The following is a 16689-nucleotide window of genomic DNA, read 5'->3' on the forward strand; positions in this document are numbered from 1 at the left end:
AATGAATGTTGAGAAAATATATGGTGATTTACCTATCTTAGAAACAGAACGTCTTATTCTTAGAAAAGTCACTTTAGAAGATATTCAAGATATGTATCTATATGGTTCAGATGAAGAAGTATCTAAGTATGTAACTTGGAATACCCATGAAACGATATCTGATACAAAAGGCTTTGTTGAATTTGTATTGAACAAATATGAAAACAAGCAGGTTTCACCGTGGGGAATTGAATGCAAGGAAAATGGAAAATTTATCGGGACTATCGATTTTGTTTGGTGGCAACCAAATAATAAAACTGCTGAAATCGGATACGTTATTTCAAAAGATTATTGGAGAAAAGGTTTAACTAGTGAAGTAGCGAAAGAAATAATAAAATTTGGTTTTGAAAAAATGGATTTAGTTCGTATACAAGCAAGGTGTGATGTAGAAAATATCGGATCAGCACGAGTAATGGAAAAAGCAGGAATGTCTTTTGAAGGGATCATTAGAAAAGGTATATTTGTGAAAGGAATGCATCGAGATTTAAAAATGTACTCTATCTTAAAGGAAGAGTTTAATTATTCCAATGAAACTCGAACTTGAAGATAAAATTTCTTTTTCAACTTACAGGTGCTTTACTTCAAGAAGAAGTAAAGCTATTTTTTTGAACTACGTATCAGGTTCGCTGAAGAAGTAATCTCTTATTTTAGAGAATAAGGAGAACACCTATATGAAAAATACAATTGATTACGACAAACTCATTGAAGTTGCTTTAGGACATTATGGGATTACTGATTTTTCATCAATATTTATAAGACAAAACGACAATATCACATTAAAAATAGAAAATAATGGAAAAAACAATTGTTATGTTTTGCGGATTCATTCTCCTATTACTCCTGGGCTATATGGTGTACAGCATACCTTTGAAGGACTAAACTCGGAAGTGGAATTGCTAAATAGTTTAAACGAACAAACCTCTTTAACTTTACAACAACCAATTAAAAACAAAAAAGGAAACTTGGTTACTACAATTGTTGATACTGATAATAATTTAATTCAATTGGCAACACTCCTCACTTGGAAAGATGGTGATGTATATACTGGGGTGGAAATAAATTCAAAAAATATTTCTTATGAAGTAGGAGTTGTATTAGCTAAAATACATAATTTCTCAAATAACTGGATTATTCCACAACCATTTATCCGCCCAATTTATGATATTGAAAAGTATAGGAATTTAACTGATCGATTACAGTATGGTGTTGAAATTAACTTATTTACACCTGAACAATATGATGTGATATTGGATACAATGAAATATATAAAAGTTATTTTTGATAGAATACCAAAAACGAATAATAATTGGGGAATTATTCATGCTGACCTACAAGGTGGAAACATAATTGTGAATAATGATATTGTTATCCCTATTGACTTTGGTTTCTCAGGTTATGGTTATTATCTATTCGATATTGGCATTACGCTGACAACCTTTAAAATTAATCACAGAAAAAAAGTGTTAGAAGGATATAAAACATTAAGAAATCTTAATAAAGAAGACGAAATTCTAATAAGTGCGGGTTTTCTTTTAGCTATTTTTGGGGGTTTTGGATTTGTAGTCAATAACCAAGAATCTCACGAATGGATACAGCGGAGAATGCCCTATGTTACACAAAATTATTGTAGTGCTTTTCTCGAGAAAAAATCTTTTCTGTTTGAAATAGAGTAGTAAATTACTTTTTTCCACCAACGTTTTATTTTAGTTTAATAATGATGCACAATTTTCTAGGATATCTAGTTATAAAGAATAGGTAAATTACGGTTCCAAAATTTTCTGTTCGAGGGGGACTAGAGATATGAAATATAGAAAAAAATTAGTATTTATTGCTATAGGTATAATATGTCTTGTAATCATAATTAATTTATTAAAGAAGGATTTATGGGATGTAAACGAAGCTTTATTAAGAGAAAAAGTGTTATCAATTGAACATTCTGATAAAACAGTAAATTTATTAGATATAACACCGTTTGAGTGGGAAGTGGTATATTCCTTTCAGCCATATACCCCAAAAGATGAAATATATAAAACAGTAGGATATAAATGGGATACTATCAGCGAAACAGTAAGTGAGGGAATGAATCAAATTGTTTTTTTACATGATGGAAAAGTGGTTTGCTATTTATATGGGTATCCTGAGAATAACGGTTATGGTATATCTTTTAAATCTAGTAATTATAGTGATTCTGTTTTTATGCTACAAAAGAATGATCATGTAGATTTTAAAATAGAAAGAAGCGATAGTATCGTATTTTTGAGAAACTAGTTATTCTTCAGCTACCGATGTACATGAGTGAGAGATCGTTGAAATGGTGCTGATCTGCACTGTCCAATAAAAACGATGCTTCCTAAAAATAGAATTTGGAAGATGCTTATATTGTAGATAGACTATCTGGAAGTGTTTATGTAAAAGTTTATGAGTAATAAATCCCTTATTGAGCTATCGGATGTTTCGTAAAAAAGTTGGGTTGTGAGTGAATAGTAAAAACGAATGAATTGCAATCTGAAATCCATTCGTTTTATACTATTTAATCTATTTGAATGGCGTTAATCGACGCACTCGCTAGTTTAGCCTTTATCATGTCCTCCATAGGTGGATTGTACAAACCTGCTCTCACATTCATGTAATAGCGATGCATTGGATTAGACTGTGATAGTGCTCTTGAGCCTACAATTTTCATGGCTAAGTCGACTATTTTTATGGCGCCATTCGTTACAGCTATTTTAGTAATATCTAGTGATTCTTGGAGAGTTGTTTTATCTTCCGCCTGCTCATATCTTTCCGCCGTTCCATAGAGCATATGTCTTGCGATGGATAACTCTAGTTCCATTTCTCCTATAATTTGTTTTATATTTGGTGTCTCTGCAATTGGTTTTCCTAAGGAGGAAGGGGTATATGTAGCTGCAAATTCAACTGCATAGTTCCTCGCAGCTGCAGCAATTCCTATGTAGCAGGCAGGAATATGAAGCATCCATCCTTTAGCCTCTGGTCTTGTAGCTGGTAAGGTTTTTAGTATATTCCTTTCAGGAACCCTTACATTTTCTAGAATAAGAGTGTGACTAGCAGTTCCTCTCATAGCAAGCATATCCCAGGTTTCTTCTATTGTTACTCCTGGACTATCTTTGGGAATAACAATCATTTCAATAATTCCAACTTCATTCGTACATGTTACTAAAATATAATTCAAAACAGGTGAAGCGGACGTAAAGGTCTTTTCTCCATTAATAATTAGTTCCTTTTTATCACGAACTACGGTTGTTCGTGGAAGTGCTCCACGTGTAGGGCTGCCAGCATTCTTTTCAGTTGCGGCACTATTGATAATTGCTCCTTTACCAATCTCCCCGAGCAGCCATTCTGCTGTTTCTCTGTTCCAATGGTTATTTTCTGCATACTCCAAAATAATTCCGTTATGCCAGCCGATAGATAATCCTGTGGAGCCACTGCCTTCAGAAATTGCCTCCTGAGCAAGAATATACTCATATAAACCGAACCCTTGACCACCATATTTCTCTGGTAGTGTTAACGTATGATAATTTATATTCTTTAAGTCTTGAAAGTCGGCAAAGGGAAAAGAGCCTAAATTATCTAGGTCAGGCTCTCGATGCCTGAAAACTGGTTTTAAATCATTAATTATAGATAATAATTCATACTGTTGCTCTGTTTTTATAAACTGATCCATTGACTATTGCATCCTCTCTTACTTAAATATGGTATCTATTTTCTCTATCTCTTCTTTTGAGAGGTTTACTTCCTGTGTTTTTAAATTTTCCAAAACCTGTTCGGCTTTCTTAGCACCTGGTATTACGACATCGATTGCATCGTTTGCTAAATACCATGCTAATACTAAATGAGAAACAGCAACGTCTTTAGAATTAGCAATTGTCTTCAATTCATCTACCTTTCTTAAGTTTTGTTTAAAAGCTTCCCCTTGGAATAAAGGATTTTTTGAGCGTCCATCCTCAAAGGTACTATTTACATTAAATTTTCCAGTGAGTAAGCCAGATGCTAAAGGGAAATAGGGTATAAAAGAAATATTATTGTCGATTGAATAAGGGAGCAGATTTTGTTCTGCATCTCTTTGAAGCAGGTTGTAGCCAGATTGAAGAACATCAATATAGCCATCTTTATTTCCTTCTTTCAACTGCTCTAATGAAAAATTAGAAACACCGATGGAACGAATTTTACCTTCTTCTTTCATTCTATGAAGTTCTCCAACTGCCTCATATTTAGGTGTAGCTTCATCTGGAAAATGAATATAAAACAAATCGATATAGTCAGTTTGTAACCGTTTTAAACTATTTTCAACGCTTTCTCTAAGAAAAGCAGGTGAATTATCTACAATCATCTTTCCTTCAACATATTTCTGTGCGCCCTTTGTAGCTAAAACTAGTTCGCTTCTTTTACCGCCTTCTTTTATCACTTCTCCGATAAGCCTTTCGGAGTGTTCGGGACCATACATATATGCAGTATCGATAAAGTTAATATTATTTTGTATAGCAGTTCTCACAATTTCTTTGCCAACCTCATCATTTAAATTAGGGAATATATTATGGCCTCCAACTGCATTTGTTCCTAGTCCTACTGGATAGACGTGTAAGCCAGTTTTACCGATTTCTACTTTTTTAATCAAGTAAACCCTCTCCTTTTCCAAGATGTTTGACTATTTAATCTTAACAATAAATTACACAACGTACTAATAAAGAGCTTTTACTTGCTAGTGTACTGCTAGTTAAATTGCCGTTTAAGAGGATATTTAAACTTTCTTGTCGAAATAAAAATAAAAGGATATTAGAGGACAAGAGGAAAAATTACATTTCAGATAACCAGAAGTTAAAGAGCACAAGAGATGGTCATGAAAAAAATTTAAATAGAGAAAAATCTGTCTTGTTTTCTAGAGGTATGAGATTTTGGCACTGTAGCTAACTCTAAAAATGAACACATTTATGCATGTATCGATTTGTCGACGAAAACGGAGGGATATAATGAATTTAGGTATGTATAAGGATGAGGTTAAGTTAGTTCCATACACAGCAGAGTGGAGCGAAGAATTCCAAAGGGTAAAGAAACAAATATTATTTTCAACCGGTTTAGAAACAGGTCGTGTAGAGCATATCGGTAGCACAGCTATTGTTGATATGCCTTCCAAGCCAATCATTGATATTGTAGTAGGAGTGGAAGATATAAATGCGTTAGATAAGGATTTCTTTAAAGCTATGCATTCTGTAGGTTTTTTGCGACTCCGAGTAGAGAGACCAAAGGAAATTGTACTGGCTCGATTTAAAGATGAATTATATGAGATTAAAACTCACTTTGTTCATTTGGTGAAATATAAAGGGGAGCATTGGAGAAATTTAATATTCTTTCGGGATTATTTAAATATTCATGAACATGAGAAAAAAGAGTACATGGTGTTAAAAGAGGAACTTTCTAAGAGAGGAAATATCAATATTAATAATTATACGAATTTAAAAGAAAGCTTTGTAAAATCACTGATTGCCAAAAGGAGGTCTAGTAATGATAACTAATTTATACTTTGTAAGACATGCTCATTCCACTTATACACCTAACGAGCTCGAACGCCCTTTATCAGAAAGAGGGAAAGAAGATGCAAGATGGATAACTGAATTGCTGAAAGAGGAAGGAATTGATCACGTTATCTCTAGTCCTTATAAACGAGCTATTCAAACTGTAGAAGGAATTGCACGATTTTTGGGCTTACCCATTGAATTGATGGAAGACTATAAAGAACGAGTATTAAGCGAACAACCGGTTGAGAATTTTAGTGAAGCTATAGAAATGGTATGGGATAATTACTCCTATGCTTTTGAAGGTGGAGAATCTAATTATCTTGCACAAAAAAGAGGGGTCGAAGTGGTTTACCATACTTTAGAACGTTTCGAGGGAAAGAACGTAGCTATTGGTACACACGGAAACATCATGGTTCTAATAATGAATTACTTTGACGCGAAATATGATTATAACTTTTGGAGAGAGTTAGGAATGCCTGATATTTACAAACTATCCTTTAAAGGTAAGGATTTGATAGATGTAGAGAGAATCAGTAATCAAAAAATCATTTGCTAAAGAGGAAGAAGATTGAGGAGCGTAGTTTATGAACATTAGAGGGGTAAATCATTTCTTATTTTCGGTATCTAATTTGGAGAAATCTATTAAATTTTATGCGGATGTGTTTGACGCAAAGTTATTAGTCGTAGGAAGAAGCACAGCCTATTTCGACTTAAATGGTATTTGGATTGCATTAAATGAGGAACCTTGTATACCTCGAGAAGAGATAAAAGAATCATATACACATATCGCTTTTACCATTGACGAAAATGATTTGGAACATATTTATTCGAAGTTTAAAAGATTGAATGTTACTATTCTTAAGGGGCGTGATAGGGTAGAAAAGGATAAAAAATCTATATATTTTACGGACCCTGATGGACATAAATTTGAATTTCATACTGGAAGCTTAATGGACAGATTAGAATATTATAAACAAGAAAAACTACATATGAAGTTCTATGAATAGAATTAGTCATATAAAAACACTTGACACCCAGCTATTAAAGAGGGTGTCAAATGCTATTAAATAGAATGATAATATGGTTAATAATAAATCTTCATCTCCTATTCATTACTTAAATCAAAGAAGCTAGGTGTATTATATGAGATTTTACTTTGTATAATCTTTATAATTTTTTCCTTTAACTCCTGCTCCAAATCCTCTCGATATTCAAAGCTAGTTTGATGAAGAACCCTTTGCATCTTTGGCTTTAGCTGCGTTATTAAGGCTAATATCTCAGCTTCGTCCACTCAATTTCCCTCCTTTCTTTTTATCGGTACCTTGGACAACAGCATGAGACAAGTCATGCATGGAATTTTCTAGAGCTTCTAGCTTGTTTTCAAATCGATGAAGTAAATAGATGGAGACTACAATTGGAAAGCCGAAGTTGCCAATCATTTGGACAATATTACCCGCTTCAATCATAAGTAAGCTCCTTTCGAATGTTATCGATTATATTGCGTCGAGATTTTGAAACAGCTTGCTGGGAGATGCCGAAATACGATGCGATTTCTCGGTCTGTCATTTGCTTCACAAAGACTAGGGATAGTATTTTCTTTTGACGTTCAGAAAGTTTCCTAATACTAAAAAATAATTTTTCAGATGATATATGATCGGCTATGTCATCAGAAAAACCAATGAAATCCGTAAAAAACCTTTCATGATAAATGACTGTAATTTTATCATCGCTGTCTAGCGATAATATATTCTTTGATCTGTGCAATCGCTCCTTCTGATCGAACCGTTTGCTTTCATAATGTAAAACCTTTATAACATAAGACAAAATTCGGATATTCTGATAAAACTTTTTGAATTCATTATCTAATTGATTTTTGATCTCTTGGCTCTTGGTGTACTGATAATCCTCAAATAGTTTTTTGTTGTCAGGGTAACTTAGAAACTCTTCTATTATCTTTTTATTACCAGTCCCCATCTTGAACATTCCCCCCTAAATCTTAGAATGTATTGCTAGGCTAGCGGTATGGAAAAAGGATTTTACCGAGGCGAGTGAAATAGTGTTGTACTATAAAGGTATTTTTTTTATAAAATTTACAACTCCATTCTTCGGTTAGAAAAAAAAGTAAAAAATGTATTTCCATATCCTAAATATTACTAAATTTTAGTTGAAAAATAAACAAAATATTAATGGGAAATTAAAAGTAAAAAGTACTGTTATTTAATATTGTTTGATAAATATTTCTTCTTTTCATTCATTTTTATTATAATATATTGATTTTATAAAGAATTTTACTTTTTATTGAGAAATTTGCTGAAAATAGTCGAAAATATAAAAAAGGAATTCAGCGTTTTAAGCAGAATTATAAACTATACTACATGTAAGGAGGTGACTTCCGATGAGTAGTATTGGTCTCATTATTAAGCAGGAAAGATTAAATCGAAATATTAAACAAACAGTATTAGCGAAAGGTATTTGTTCCACTTCTTACTTGAGCAAGATTGAAAATAATTCCACCATGCCTAGTAAAGAGGTAATGGAGCCTTTGTTAGATCGATTAAATTTGATGCTGGAAGAAATATCACAAGAAGAAGAAAATAATATTATTAATAACTTGTATGAATTGTATAAAAGCTCCATATTAACAAGAGATAAAGAGAGACTTAAAGTTTGCATACAACAATATACTGCCCGTAAAGTTAATTTCTCTATGTTGAAAAACTTTTATAGCTACAATTTGTATATGTTTAGATTAATGTTAGTTGTAGATGAGGAGGTCCTTCAGGTTTATCCATATTATCAAGTTTTGATTAAAATGGAAGATGATTTTGATGAAAAACAAAAATTCCTTTTAAACTTGAACCTCGGGTTGTACAACTATCTAATTGGTGAATATTATGCGGCTTTAGAAAGGCTTGAGCAAGCTCTCAAGCTATTGAATAATAATTCTTTTGAGGAGTGGGAGCTAGCAGACTTTCACAATGCTATAAGCTTGACCTACTTTAAATGCAACGAATATTTCAATGCTATCAATCATTCTAGTAAATCACTGAAGTATTATAAGGATAATTTACTCTTTGAAAGAGCAATTGACAGTTACATAGTTACAGGAATGGCCTACAAAAACATGAAAAATTATGTAGAGGCCGAAAAGAACTACAATCTTGCGAAAAAGCTGGCTAAGGATTATAGGCTGACACAGTATAAAGGTATGCTTTATCAAAACCTTGGTTCACTTCAGGCCATTCAAGAAAACCATGAAAAGGCAATCGAGTATTATAAACATAGCTTGGAAAATAAAGAGGGCCCACACCAAGTGGAGGGGTATATGATAACTACTCTTTCAATTATTAAGGAGTATTCCAAGCAAAAGGATCATTTGCGTGTGCTAAGCTGGTGTGAAGCTGGGTTAAGTAAATTGGATGAAATAAAGGACAATCAAACAATGGCCACTCTATCTTACATACACCATTTTCACATATATAAAGCGTTTCATAGTTGCTCTGAAGATTTCGAAGCTATCATTAAAAAAGGGATTAATTATTTTGAGAAGGTCCATGACGATCGACACGTTCAAAAGTACTCTATATTATTAGCAGATTATTATTATAGGAACAGTCGTTTTAAAGCAGCCAATATTTTTTATCAAAAGGCAAATGAGATATTATTCAGACAAAAATCTATTTCAAAATGGGAGGATTTATAATATGAAAAAAATATTTATTCTTAGCTTGATAACATTAACAGTATTGTTTAGCTTTGGGACTTCTACATTTGCTGCAGAGGAAGAGGCACCAAGACCAACTTCAACAGGCAATTCGAACATCTAAAAAAAGTCTTGTCATGGGCTTTTGATAAATATTTAACTATAGACACTCACTTTTAATCCAGGTGAGTGTCTATTATTTTTGCAGGTTTAGTTCTAAGTACGGTCTTTAAAGACTGATAATTACGCGTTTAATAGAGCATATCATGTATACTCGTGTTGAAAAGTGAATTGTTATCCTCCATATGATTTTTAAATTTTTCTATACTTCCTATTGACATTAGTTTTATTTACATGTTAAATTTATCCACAATAAAACCATACAAATTCGTTGATGAGAAAAAGTAGAATATGAACCTGCTCCAAAGAGAGCCGATGCTTTGCTGAAAGTCGGTGTTCAGGTCATTTTTGAAAATCCTCTCTGAGAAGTCGTGCTGAACATAGTAAGCTCGATCGGGTGTCTACCGTTAAAAGGAACGCGTATGCTTGTACGTGGCTAAGTGCTATTGGAATGTAATTTTCCATAGAATTAGGGTGGTATCACGGTTAAACCCGTCCCTTTACTGGGACGGGTTTTTTGTATGTTTTATTAAACTTAATAAGGAGTGATGCCAATTGGTTAACAAGAACAAGAAGGAAATAGTTTCAAAACGGGAAGAAAAAGTACGAAAAGTTTGGTTAGAGAAAAATGTTTTTCAAGAATCTATAAACCAACGAGATGGAAGGCCATCCTTTGTATTTTATGAGGGTCCGCCCACAGCAAATGGCATGCCTCATGTAGGGCATGCCCTCGGAAGAACGATTAAGGATCTGATCGCTAGATACAAAACAATGAAAGGGTATCAAGTTATTCGTAAAGCGGGATGGGATACACACGGGTTGCCAGTAGAATTGGGTGTAGAAAAACAGCTTGGTATCTCTGGAAAGAATGACATAGAAGATTTTGGTGTGGAAGCATTTATCGAAAAATGTAAGGAAAGTGTATTTGTTTATGAGAAGGAATGGCGTGATTTCACAGAGAAGTTAGGATACTGGGTGGATATGGGCAATCCCTATATGACGATGAGCAACAGCTATATTGAAAGTGTATGGAATATCCTTGGTACCATTCACGACAAGGGGTTGCTACAAAAAGGTCATAGAGTATCACCATACTGCCCTAGTTGTCAAACTTCCTTAAGTTCGCACGAAGTATCGCAGGGCTATAAAATGGTGAAGGATCTATCGGCTACAGCGAAATTTAAGTTAACAGATGCAGAGAATGAATACTTACTAGGTTGGACGACCACACCCTGGACGCTACCAGCAAATGTTGCTTTAGCAGTTAACCCTACGCTGGAATATGTTCGTGTGAAGAAGGGAGAAGAGGTTTATATACTTGCTAAAGTTTTGTTAGAAAAAGTAATGCAAGATGATTATGAGATTCTGTCCACCTTTAGAGGGGAGGAATTAGAAGGCATTACCTATACTCCACTTTTTGACTTTATGAGTGTTGAGTCTGGTCATAAAGTAGTTACCGCCAGCTATGTCACATGCGATAGCGGTACTGGAATTGTGCATATCGCGCCAGCTTATGGAGAAGACGATTATAAAGTGGTAAAGGAAAATGACTTGTCCTTTATCAGTGTGGTGGATGAGAGAGGGAGATACACTTCAGCAATAAAAGGATTTGAAGGTCGATTTGTAAAAGAATGCGATATAGATATAGTCCGATTTCTCTCCAATAAAGGACTACTATTCCATAAGGAAAAATATGAACATAGCTATCCCCATTGTTGGCGCTGTGACACCCCACTCCTTTACTACGCAATGGAAAGTTGGTTTATACAAACGACAGCTCTAAAAGAAATATTAATTGATAACAACGAATCTGTATCATGGCATCCAGAGTACATTAAGCATGGTAGGTTCGGTAACTTTTTGGAACAAATGATGGATTGGAATATCAGTCGCAAACGTTATTGGGGGACACCACTTAATGTGTGGGAATGTAATAATTGTAAGGTAGAGATAGTGCCGAAATCGATCGATGAATTAAATAAATATTCTTTAAATGTACTAGGGGATATTGAGCTACACAAGCCATATGTGGATAAGGTTCAGCTATCTTGTCCTTCCTGTGGTGGACCGATGCAAAGAACTCCAGAAGTAATAGATGTATGGTTTGACAGTGGTTCTATGCCCTTTGCCCAATATCATTATCCATTTGAGAACAAAGAGTTATTTTCCAAGCAGTTTCCAGCGGATATTATAGTCGAAGGAATTGACCAAACAAGAGGGTGGTTTTATAGTTTATTGGCCGTTTCTACCCTATTTACAGGTAAAGCACCATATAAGCGTGTGCTTTCCACTGGGCATATTTTAGATGAGAACGGTCAAAAAATGTCTAAAAGCAAAGGGAATGCGTTGGATCCTGTTGACCTAATCCAAAAATATGGAGCGGATTCACTTAGATGGGCTTTACTAATTGACAGTGCCCCATGGAATGAGAAACGGTTTTCAGAAAAAATTGTTCAGGAAGCAAAATCCAAACTGGTTGATACGCTCGATAATGTTTATCTTTTTTATGATTTATATACGAAATTAGATAAATATATTGTGACTTGCGATAGACAGGTAAAGAAAACAATATTAGATAATTGGATTATTTCATGCCTGCATAGTACTATCAGCAAAGTCAACAGTCATTTAGATGATTATAAATTTACAAGTGCCGCTAGGGATATTGCAAAGTTAGTAGAGCAGTTGAGTAACTGGTATGTGAGAAGGTCTCGGGAACGTTTTTGGTCAAGTGGGATAGATGAGGATAAGGTAGCAGCATATGAAACACTTTACGAAGTTTTGACTAAAACCAGCCAATTACTTGCCCCGTTTGTTCCCTTTATAGCTGATGATATCTATTTATCGCTTACAGGAAAAAGTGTTCACCTTTCGGATTATCCTCAAGCAGAAAAATCGCTTATAGATCAAACACTCGAACAGGAAATGGAGGAGGTTCTCCAGGTTGTAGAGCTAGGAAGAAGTATACGAAATAGCTTGGCTATAAAAGTAAAGCAGCCACTTTCTCAACTGTTTGTTACGAGCAATAAGTCAATAAATTGGTTCACATATGAAGGTATTATAAAAGAAGAGTTAAATGTAAAACAGTTACATTTGGCTGATAGTGATGAAGATTTTTTCACATATACCGTCAAACTAGATTTTAAAAAATCAGCGGCTAAGTTTGGAAAACAATCCAACACTATCAATAATTATTTAAAAGGCCTAGTGTCTAGTCAGGTTTCGGAGCTATTTCAAAAAGGAGGTATCATGTTCGAGGATACCTTTATTTTAAAGGAAGATGTTATGATCGAAAAGAAAGTAATGGATGGCTTTGCTTCAGCTACAAATAGGGAAACAACTGTTACTTTAGATGTGAAGTTAACAGAAGCACTCGTTCGAGAGGGATGGATGCGTGAGCTGATTAGGGCTATACAGTCTTATAGAAAACAGCTGCTTCTCCCCGTAGAGCAGAGAGTGGATATTATACTCCGTACAGACAACGAGATGCATAGGATTATTAAGGATTTTCACCAAATGTTGGAGCAAAACGTACTAATGCGTGAACTCATCGTTACTCAGTCATCCGTCCATGGTTTAAAACTGTCGATAGGAGACCATGAAATTGAAATAGAATTATCACCGCTTGTATAGATGGCAAAACAAAAGGGAGCATTCTTTATTGATTGCTTCCTTTTGTTTAAGCCTCATCTTTTGTGTTTAATGCCAATAATTTCTTTCTACTAAACGAGCACATAAAACATAAAACTCTCTTTCGGGATACTTCTGTTTCATTTTATCAATTTTCTTAACAGCAAAATCTTCAGCATCCTCGTAAGTAAGATGAGCAGCTATTCCATCTGTTTTGGGGTACATCGGGGGAGTCGCTTGGTTAATTTGTATGAATGTGAATGTTATATATTTTTTATCGGGGAGGTACTTGTCGCTTTCATCTTCTGCTTTTTGATCATTTTCGGGAAAGTAGAAAGCATTTTGCTGGCTGATTAATCCCGCTCTTTTTAGTACCCATAAATCTGTATACCCCATAGAAATTTCTTCTCTCAGATTTGTATGTATTTCCCTTAAGCTATCACCTATTTTAGGGAAGGCATCTGATCTGTTCGTTAAATAAACAAAATAGTTAACGTTGCGTGTCTCATCCAGTAACTGATGGATCATTGTGTTCCTCCTTTAAAAAATATATCAAGAGTAGTTAAAGTATATTATATTTAATTGTATTAGCATTTATTTGTTTAAGTGTAACATTTATTAGTCTGGGAGGGGGTGGGAGAAATGGAAGAATTACTTACTTACATGAAAACATTAGGGGATCAATCTATTCAACGAACACAGCTTAAACATCGTCTAGATTTAGTACAAGCTTTTAAGATTGAAGAGGGTATGCGAGTTTTAGAAATTGGATGCGGACAAGGTGATACAACAGTTGCGCTTGCAAACGCTGTAGGGGAAACAGGATTTGTAAAGGCAGTCGATATTGCAAGCAGAGAATACGGTGCTCCTATTACCCTCGGAGAAGCAACTGATTTTATTAAGGCTTCTCCATTAGGCAACAGAGTTTCCTTTATTTTTGAGGCGGATATTTTGAAGATGAATATAGAGGGAAAATATGATGTAGCCGTTCTCTCTCACTCTCTTTGGTATTTTCAGGATCCGGCTTTGTTGCTTTCATATTTTAGAAAGCTCAAGCATATTGCTAAACGCATATGCATCGCTGAATGGGATTTAGAATGGTCTATGAAAGAGCAACTTGCTCACTTTTATGCAGCCAACATTTTAGCGATTTATGCTGATCAGTTTGATGACGAGGGCAATATTCAAAATTTATTTCATAAGGAGCAACTGAAAGAAATAATGAAAGAAGCAGGTTGGAAATTACTAGACACAAAAATAGTAGATGCTTCTTTTCTGCAGGACGGGAAATGGGAGATAGACTTTGCAAAATCGATTAGGGAAAAATTCAAAAATTCATCAATCAAAATAAACACGCTGGTTCAAAGTAATTATTCTATGTTAGAAAAGGCAACTTCTCATGGTGAGCAATCGTTAAACAGCGTTGTGTTAATCGCAATTTAACATAATAAATACTCCATAAGTGATCACTCTTATGGAGTATTTATTATGCATGGTTCGTTTCATCATTAACAATATCAGTTATTTCTTTGACTGCCTTAGAGGTTTTCACAAAATGGAGCCATTTTGCATTTGCAGTAATTTTATTTTTTATATGAATCTCCACAATATCTTTGTCTTTTAATATCGTTTGAAGTGAGCTTACCTTGCCGTTTACTTTAGCAAAGGCCATTTTACTTGCCATATTCGGGTTTAGAGCATAAGCAAAATCAATAATATTAGAATTTACCGGCAACTTGATAATATCCATTTTAGGTGTGTATATTTCCATTTCTTTATGAAAAAGTTCTAGGGAGACAAGTTCGCAAAAGGCAATCGAATTATTAGCAATGGATTTAGCAAAAGGAATAGAGCTTCCTAATAGGGACGAGCTCAATGTAGTGGAGTCTATCGATTTTAAGATTGCAAAAATTCCATTTTGGTAAAAATATTGGGTCTGTTGGTCTTGTAAAACAATCGTCAAAGGGACTCCAGCTACCCTTACCTTAGTTTTGAGCTGCTTGATAAAGGGATGTTTTTCAATAGCAATCTGGTCTACAAATTGATCTGGCATAGTTTCAAAGTTGGAATGTACGAGACCAAGAGCTGTATAGCAATTGAAGGGCGAATTGATAGTGATGTGGACGGTGAAAATATCTGAAAGATAAAATCCCTCACTTAACAAATTATATCCTTGAAATAGGGGGATATTAATCCATCTAGATTTTATTATTATGTTAGTTGTATCCTCTTTTTTTAATTTAGTAATAAATTCTTTATATGATTCTTCAAAAACTTTAGTGTAATTGTTTATCTTTTCTTTAAATTGCTTATAACGCTGCGGATGTAAATAGCTAAAGGCTAATTCTTCGAGCTCTCTTTGGAGTGTAAATAATCCTATTCTTTCTGCTAAAGGTGAAAAAAATAGGAGTGTTTCGTTTGAATAGGGAATTTTCTTTTCCGTTCTTTTAATGGCCAGGGTTCTCATATTATGCAATCGATCCGCTAGCTTAATAGCAGCTATTCGTATATCTTGGATAGCGTAGGAGAGGAGTTTTTCCATATTGATAGCGCTATACTCTTCCTTTTCAAAGCTTCCTTTTTCGAACTTTGTCAATCCATCCACGATAAAGGAAACATCATCTCCAAATAAATTTTCTATTTCCTTCAGGTCAATGGTTGTGTCTTCTACAACATCATGAAGTAAAGAGCAGACTAGAGTGGTTAAGTCAGCCTTATATTCCGATAAAATAAGACAAACCTCCAATGGGTGTACAATGTAAGGCTCACCGGTGGCCCTTGTTTGGCCTAAATGTGCTTTTTCAGCAAATTCCATTACTTTTTTTAATTGTTCCATTTCTAATTCCTCTAAATAGTTACAGCTATGTAAAAGCTGCTCTTTTACTTCTTTCATTTGAAATCACCTCCATTTAATAATATATGTATTAAGTCCTCCTTGAGCAAAGCAATTTAGACTATTATTTTGATACTTTTATATGTATTCTACTGATTTTTCAAAAAACCTTTTTCTTTGTTATAGAGTAATAATAAGTTGGATAAAAGACCTCAAGTTATTCATTTCCAAAATCATGTTAATATAATATTGCATAGACTGGTGTTCGAAATCAGAGGAGTAAATGTGGAAACGCTAGTTAATGCTAGAGCTTGTCGAGAACCACTCCTAAAGTGCTAAGAAGTGTCACGTAAAACGTTGAATCTGTCTTCTAATTGAGTAGAAATCACCCCTAACGGGGGAAGTGTCTTATAAGTTATAGGAACACTCCCCTTAACCAGAGGAACGTTCTTAACAACAGGGGGCAAGAGCCACATCTAACTATTAGGAAATTCTATCACAGCATTATTTTTTGCTTAATAGCTATTTTTTGGCTACATTGTAAATGAACAATATGGAGGGATTTATATGAGATGTGGTGAAAAATGCTTTCTAGTGGAGATGGAAGTGAATGGGGTTGTTCAAGTTAAGCCCGTGACCGCAAAATCTCCAAATGAGGCGAGAAAAAATATTCGATTAGAATATGGGGGAGAATCTAAGATTCTTTCTGTAACTGCGGAGAAAAAGAAATAACGGTCATTTATAATTTAGAGAAGCAGCTTCGATTAGAGAGGCTCCTTTATTAATATATCAACCTTCTAAAAATTCTCTTTTATTTGTTAATTATTGTGATA

18 protein-coding genes and 1 other annotated feature are annotated in these 16689 nt (G+C 34.3%); of the genes, 11 read left to right on the forward strand and 7 right to left on the reverse strand.

The annotated features are described in order from the left end of the window. Position 1 precedes the first annotated feature (1 nt). The 3 genes from MHB55_RS09895 to MHB55_RS09905 all read left to right on the forward strand — a co-directional run bounded on the left by MHB55_RS09895 (position 2) and on the right by MHB55_RS09905 (position 2307). Complete coding sequence (locus MHB55_RS09895) at positions 2 to 583, forward strand: GNAT family N-acetyltransferase (RefSeq protein ID WP_151109941.1); 582 nt, start codon at positions 2 to 4, stop codon at positions 581 to 583. Between the two features lie 127 nt (positions 584 to 710). After that, positions 711 to 1712, forward strand: coding sequence for a phosphotransferase (locus tag MHB55_RS09900; protein WP_340863132.1), 1002 nt, complete (start codon positions 711 to 713; stop codon positions 1710 to 1712). Positions 1713 to 1839: 127 nt separating this feature from the next. Beyond that, positions 1840 to 2307 carry a hypothetical protein gene (locus tag MHB55_RS09905; RefSeq protein WP_340863133.1) on the forward strand — a complete coding sequence of 156 codons (468 nt, stop codon included), beginning with the start codon at positions 1840 to 1842 and terminating at the stop codon, positions 2305 to 2307. Positions 2308 to 2569: 262 nt separating this feature from the next. Here the strand turns inward: MHB55_RS09905 and MHB55_RS09910 are convergent, their stop codons facing one another. Together MHB55_RS09910 and MHB55_RS09915 are read right to left on the reverse strand one after the other, a co-directional pair. After that, a complete protein-coding gene (locus MHB55_RS09910) occupies positions 2570 to 3721 on the reverse strand; it encodes an acyl-CoA dehydrogenase family protein (protein WP_340863134.1) in 1152 nt (383 codons plus the stop codon). Between the two features lie 18 nt (positions 3722 to 3739). Next, entirely contained in the window at positions 3740 to 4672 is a 933-nt protein-coding gene (locus MHB55_RS09915; protein ID WP_340863135.1) for an aldo/keto reductase, read from the reverse strand. 352 nt (positions 4673 to 5024) lie between these two features. Between MHB55_RS09915 and MHB55_RS09920 the strand changes: the two genes are divergently transcribed. Genes MHB55_RS09920 through fosB form a run of 3 tightly spaced genes read left to right on the forward strand, consistent with a single transcriptional unit; the run spans position 5025 to position 6577 of the window. Then, on the forward strand, positions 5025 to 5567 hold the full coding sequence (locus MHB55_RS09920) for a GrpB family protein (RefSeq protein ID WP_191697077.1): 543 nt from the start codon (positions 5025 to 5027) through the stop codon (positions 5565 to 5567). After that, positions 5557 to 6126: a histidine phosphatase family protein gene (locus tag MHB55_RS09925; protein WP_191697078.1), complete on the forward strand. Its 570-nt coding sequence runs from the start codon at positions 5557 to 5559 to the stop codon at positions 6124 to 6126. Before MHB55_RS09920 ends, MHB55_RS09925 begins: the two co-directional genes overlap by 11 nt. A 28-nt stretch (positions 6127 to 6154) precedes the next feature. After that, entirely contained in the window at positions 6155 to 6577 is a 423-nt protein-coding gene (fosB, locus tag MHB55_RS09930) for a metallothiol transferase FosB (RefSeq protein WP_191697079.1), read from the forward strand. Between the two features lie 98 nt (positions 6578 to 6675). Here the strand turns inward: fosB and MHB55_RS09935 are convergent, their stop codons facing one another. Genes MHB55_RS09935 through MHB55_RS09945 form a run of 3 tightly spaced genes read right to left on the reverse strand, consistent with a single transcriptional unit; the run spans position 6676 to position 7544 of the window. Next, positions 6676 to 6861 (reverse strand): hypothetical protein, encoded by a 186-nt coding sequence (locus MHB55_RS09935; RefSeq protein WP_144536540.1) that lies wholly within the window; start codon positions 6859 to 6861, stop codon positions 6676 to 6678. Beyond that, positions 6848 to 7036 (reverse strand): YvrJ family protein, encoded by a 189-nt coding sequence (locus MHB55_RS09940; RefSeq protein WP_340863136.1) that lies wholly within the window; start codon positions 7034 to 7036, stop codon positions 6848 to 6850. The genes MHB55_RS09935 and MHB55_RS09940 overlap by 14 nt, the downstream gene beginning before the upstream one ends. Beyond that, positions 7029 to 7544, reverse strand: coding sequence for a sigma factor-like helix-turn-helix DNA-binding protein (locus MHB55_RS09945; protein WP_191697080.1), 516 nt, complete (start codon positions 7542 to 7544; stop codon positions 7029 to 7031). The genes MHB55_RS09940 and MHB55_RS09945 overlap by 8 nt, the downstream gene beginning before the upstream one ends. Positions 7545 to 7965: 421 nt before the next feature. Here MHB55_RS09945 and MHB55_RS09950 point away from each other — a divergent pair, with 421 nt between their 5' ends. The 3 genes from MHB55_RS09950 to ileS all read left to right on the forward strand — a co-directional run bounded on the left by MHB55_RS09950 (position 7966) and on the right by ileS (position 13026). Next, on the forward strand, positions 7966 to 9273 hold the full coding sequence (locus tag MHB55_RS09950) for a tetratricopeptide repeat protein (protein WP_144536534.1): 1308 nt from the start codon (positions 7966 to 7968) through the stop codon (positions 9271 to 9273). 1 nt (position 9274) lies between these two features. Then, a complete protein-coding gene (locus tag MHB55_RS09955) occupies positions 9275 to 9397 on the forward strand; it encodes a hypothetical protein (RefSeq protein ID WP_260866579.1) in 123 nt (40 codons plus the stop codon). A 258-nt stretch (positions 9398 to 9655) separates the two neighbouring features. Then, positions 9656 to 9896 (forward strand) — a binding site (T-box leader). A 76-nt stretch (positions 9897 to 9972) separates the two neighbouring features. Then, positions 9973 to 13026 carry an isoleucine--tRNA ligase gene (gene ileS, locus MHB55_RS09960; RefSeq protein ID WP_445678247.1) on the forward strand — a complete coding sequence of 1018 codons (3054 nt, stop codon included), beginning with the start codon at positions 9973 to 9975 and terminating at the stop codon, positions 13024 to 13026. Positions 13027 to 13092: 66 nt separating this feature from the next. Here ileS and MHB55_RS09965 read toward each other — a convergent pair whose 3' ends face one another. Then, positions 13093 to 13551 (reverse strand): hypothetical protein, encoded by a 459-nt coding sequence (locus MHB55_RS09965; RefSeq protein WP_340863138.1) that lies wholly within the window; start codon positions 13549 to 13551, stop codon positions 13093 to 13095. Between the two features lie 114 nt (positions 13552 to 13665). Between MHB55_RS09965 and MHB55_RS09970 the strand changes: the two genes are divergently transcribed. After that, positions 13666 to 14466, forward strand: a complete 801-nt coding sequence (locus MHB55_RS09970) for a class I SAM-dependent methyltransferase (RefSeq protein WP_340863139.1) — start codon at positions 13666 to 13668, stop codon at positions 14464 to 14466. A 43-nt stretch (positions 14467 to 14509) separates the two neighbouring features. On the opposite strand, the gene MHB55_RS09975 is transcribed toward MHB55_RS09970, so the two are convergent. Continuing rightward, entirely contained in the window at positions 14510 to 15916 is a 1407-nt protein-coding gene (locus tag MHB55_RS09975) for an HD domain-containing protein (protein WP_144536526.1), read from the reverse strand. Between the two features lie 507 nt (positions 15917 to 16423). On the opposite strand from MHB55_RS09975, the gene MHB55_RS09980 reads away from it, so the two are divergent. Next, on the forward strand, positions 16424 to 16588 hold the full coding sequence (locus tag MHB55_RS09980) for a hypothetical protein (RefSeq protein ID WP_186318069.1): 165 nt from the start codon (positions 16424 to 16426) through the stop codon (positions 16586 to 16588). Positions 16589 to 16689: the final 101 nt, after the last annotated feature.

Origin of the sequence: Psychrobacillus sp. FSL K6-1267 (genome assembly GCF_038003265.1) — a bacterium.
Lineage (GTDB): Bacteria > Bacillota > Bacilli > Bacillales_A > Planococcaceae > Psychrobacillus > Psychrobacillus faecigallinarum.

What these genes read in the sequence shown, in the direction of transcription:
- MHB55_RS09895 (WP_151109941.1), top strand. Translation starts at nt 2, where the DNA reads ATGAATGTTGAGAAAATATATGGTGATTTACCTATCTTAGAAACAGAA.
- MHB55_RS09900 (WP_340863132.1), top strand. Translation starts at nt 711, where the DNA reads ATGAAAAATACAATTGATTACGACAAACTCATTGAAGTTGCTTTAGGA.
- MHB55_RS09905 (WP_340863133.1), top strand. Translation starts at nt 1,840, where the DNA reads ATGAAATATAGAAAAAAATTAGTATTTATTGCTATAGGTATAATATGT.
- MHB55_RS09910 (WP_340863134.1), bottom strand. Translation starts at nt 3,721, where the DNA reads ATGGATCAGTTTATAAAAACAGAGCAACAGTATGAATTATTATCTATA.
- MHB55_RS09920 (WP_191697077.1), top strand. Translation starts at nt 5,025, where the DNA reads ATGAATTTAGGTATGTATAAGGATGAGGTTAAGTTAGTTCCATACACA.
- MHB55_RS09925 (WP_191697078.1), top strand. Translation starts at nt 5,557, where the DNA reads ATGATAACTAATTTATACTTTGTAAGACATGCTCATTCCACTTATACA.
- fosB (WP_191697079.1), top strand. Translation starts at nt 6,155, where the DNA reads ATGAACATTAGAGGGGTAAATCATTTCTTATTTTCGGTATCTAATTTG.
- MHB55_RS09940 (WP_340863136.1), bottom strand. Translation starts at nt 7,036, where the DNA reads ATGATTGAAGCGGGTAATATTGTCCAAATGATTGGCAACTTCGGCTTT.
- MHB55_RS09945 (WP_191697080.1), bottom strand. Translation starts at nt 7,544, where the DNA reads ATGGGGACTGGTAATAAAAAGATAATAGAAGAGTTTCTAAGTTACCCT.
- MHB55_RS09950 (WP_144536534.1), top strand. Translation starts at nt 7,966, where the DNA reads ATGAGTAGTATTGGTCTCATTATTAAGCAGGAAAGATTAAATCGAAAT.
- MHB55_RS09955 (WP_260866579.1), top strand. Translation starts at nt 9,275, where the DNA reads ATGAAAAAAATATTTATTCTTAGCTTGATAACATTAACAGTATTGTTT.
- MHB55_RS09965 (WP_340863138.1), bottom strand. Translation starts at nt 13,551, where the DNA reads ATGATCCATCAGTTACTGGATGAGACACGCAACGTTAACTATTTTGTT.
- MHB55_RS09970 (WP_340863139.1), top strand. Translation starts at nt 13,666, where the DNA reads ATGGAAGAATTACTTACTTACATGAAAACATTAGGGGATCAATCTATT.
- MHB55_RS09975 (WP_144536526.1), bottom strand. Translation starts at nt 15,916, where the DNA reads ATGAAAGAAGTAAAAGAGCAGCTTTTACATAGCTGTAACTATTTAGAG.
- MHB55_RS09980 (WP_186318069.1), top strand. Translation starts at nt 16,424, where the DNA reads ATGAGATGTGGTGAAAAATGCTTTCTAGTGGAGATGGAAGTGAATGGG.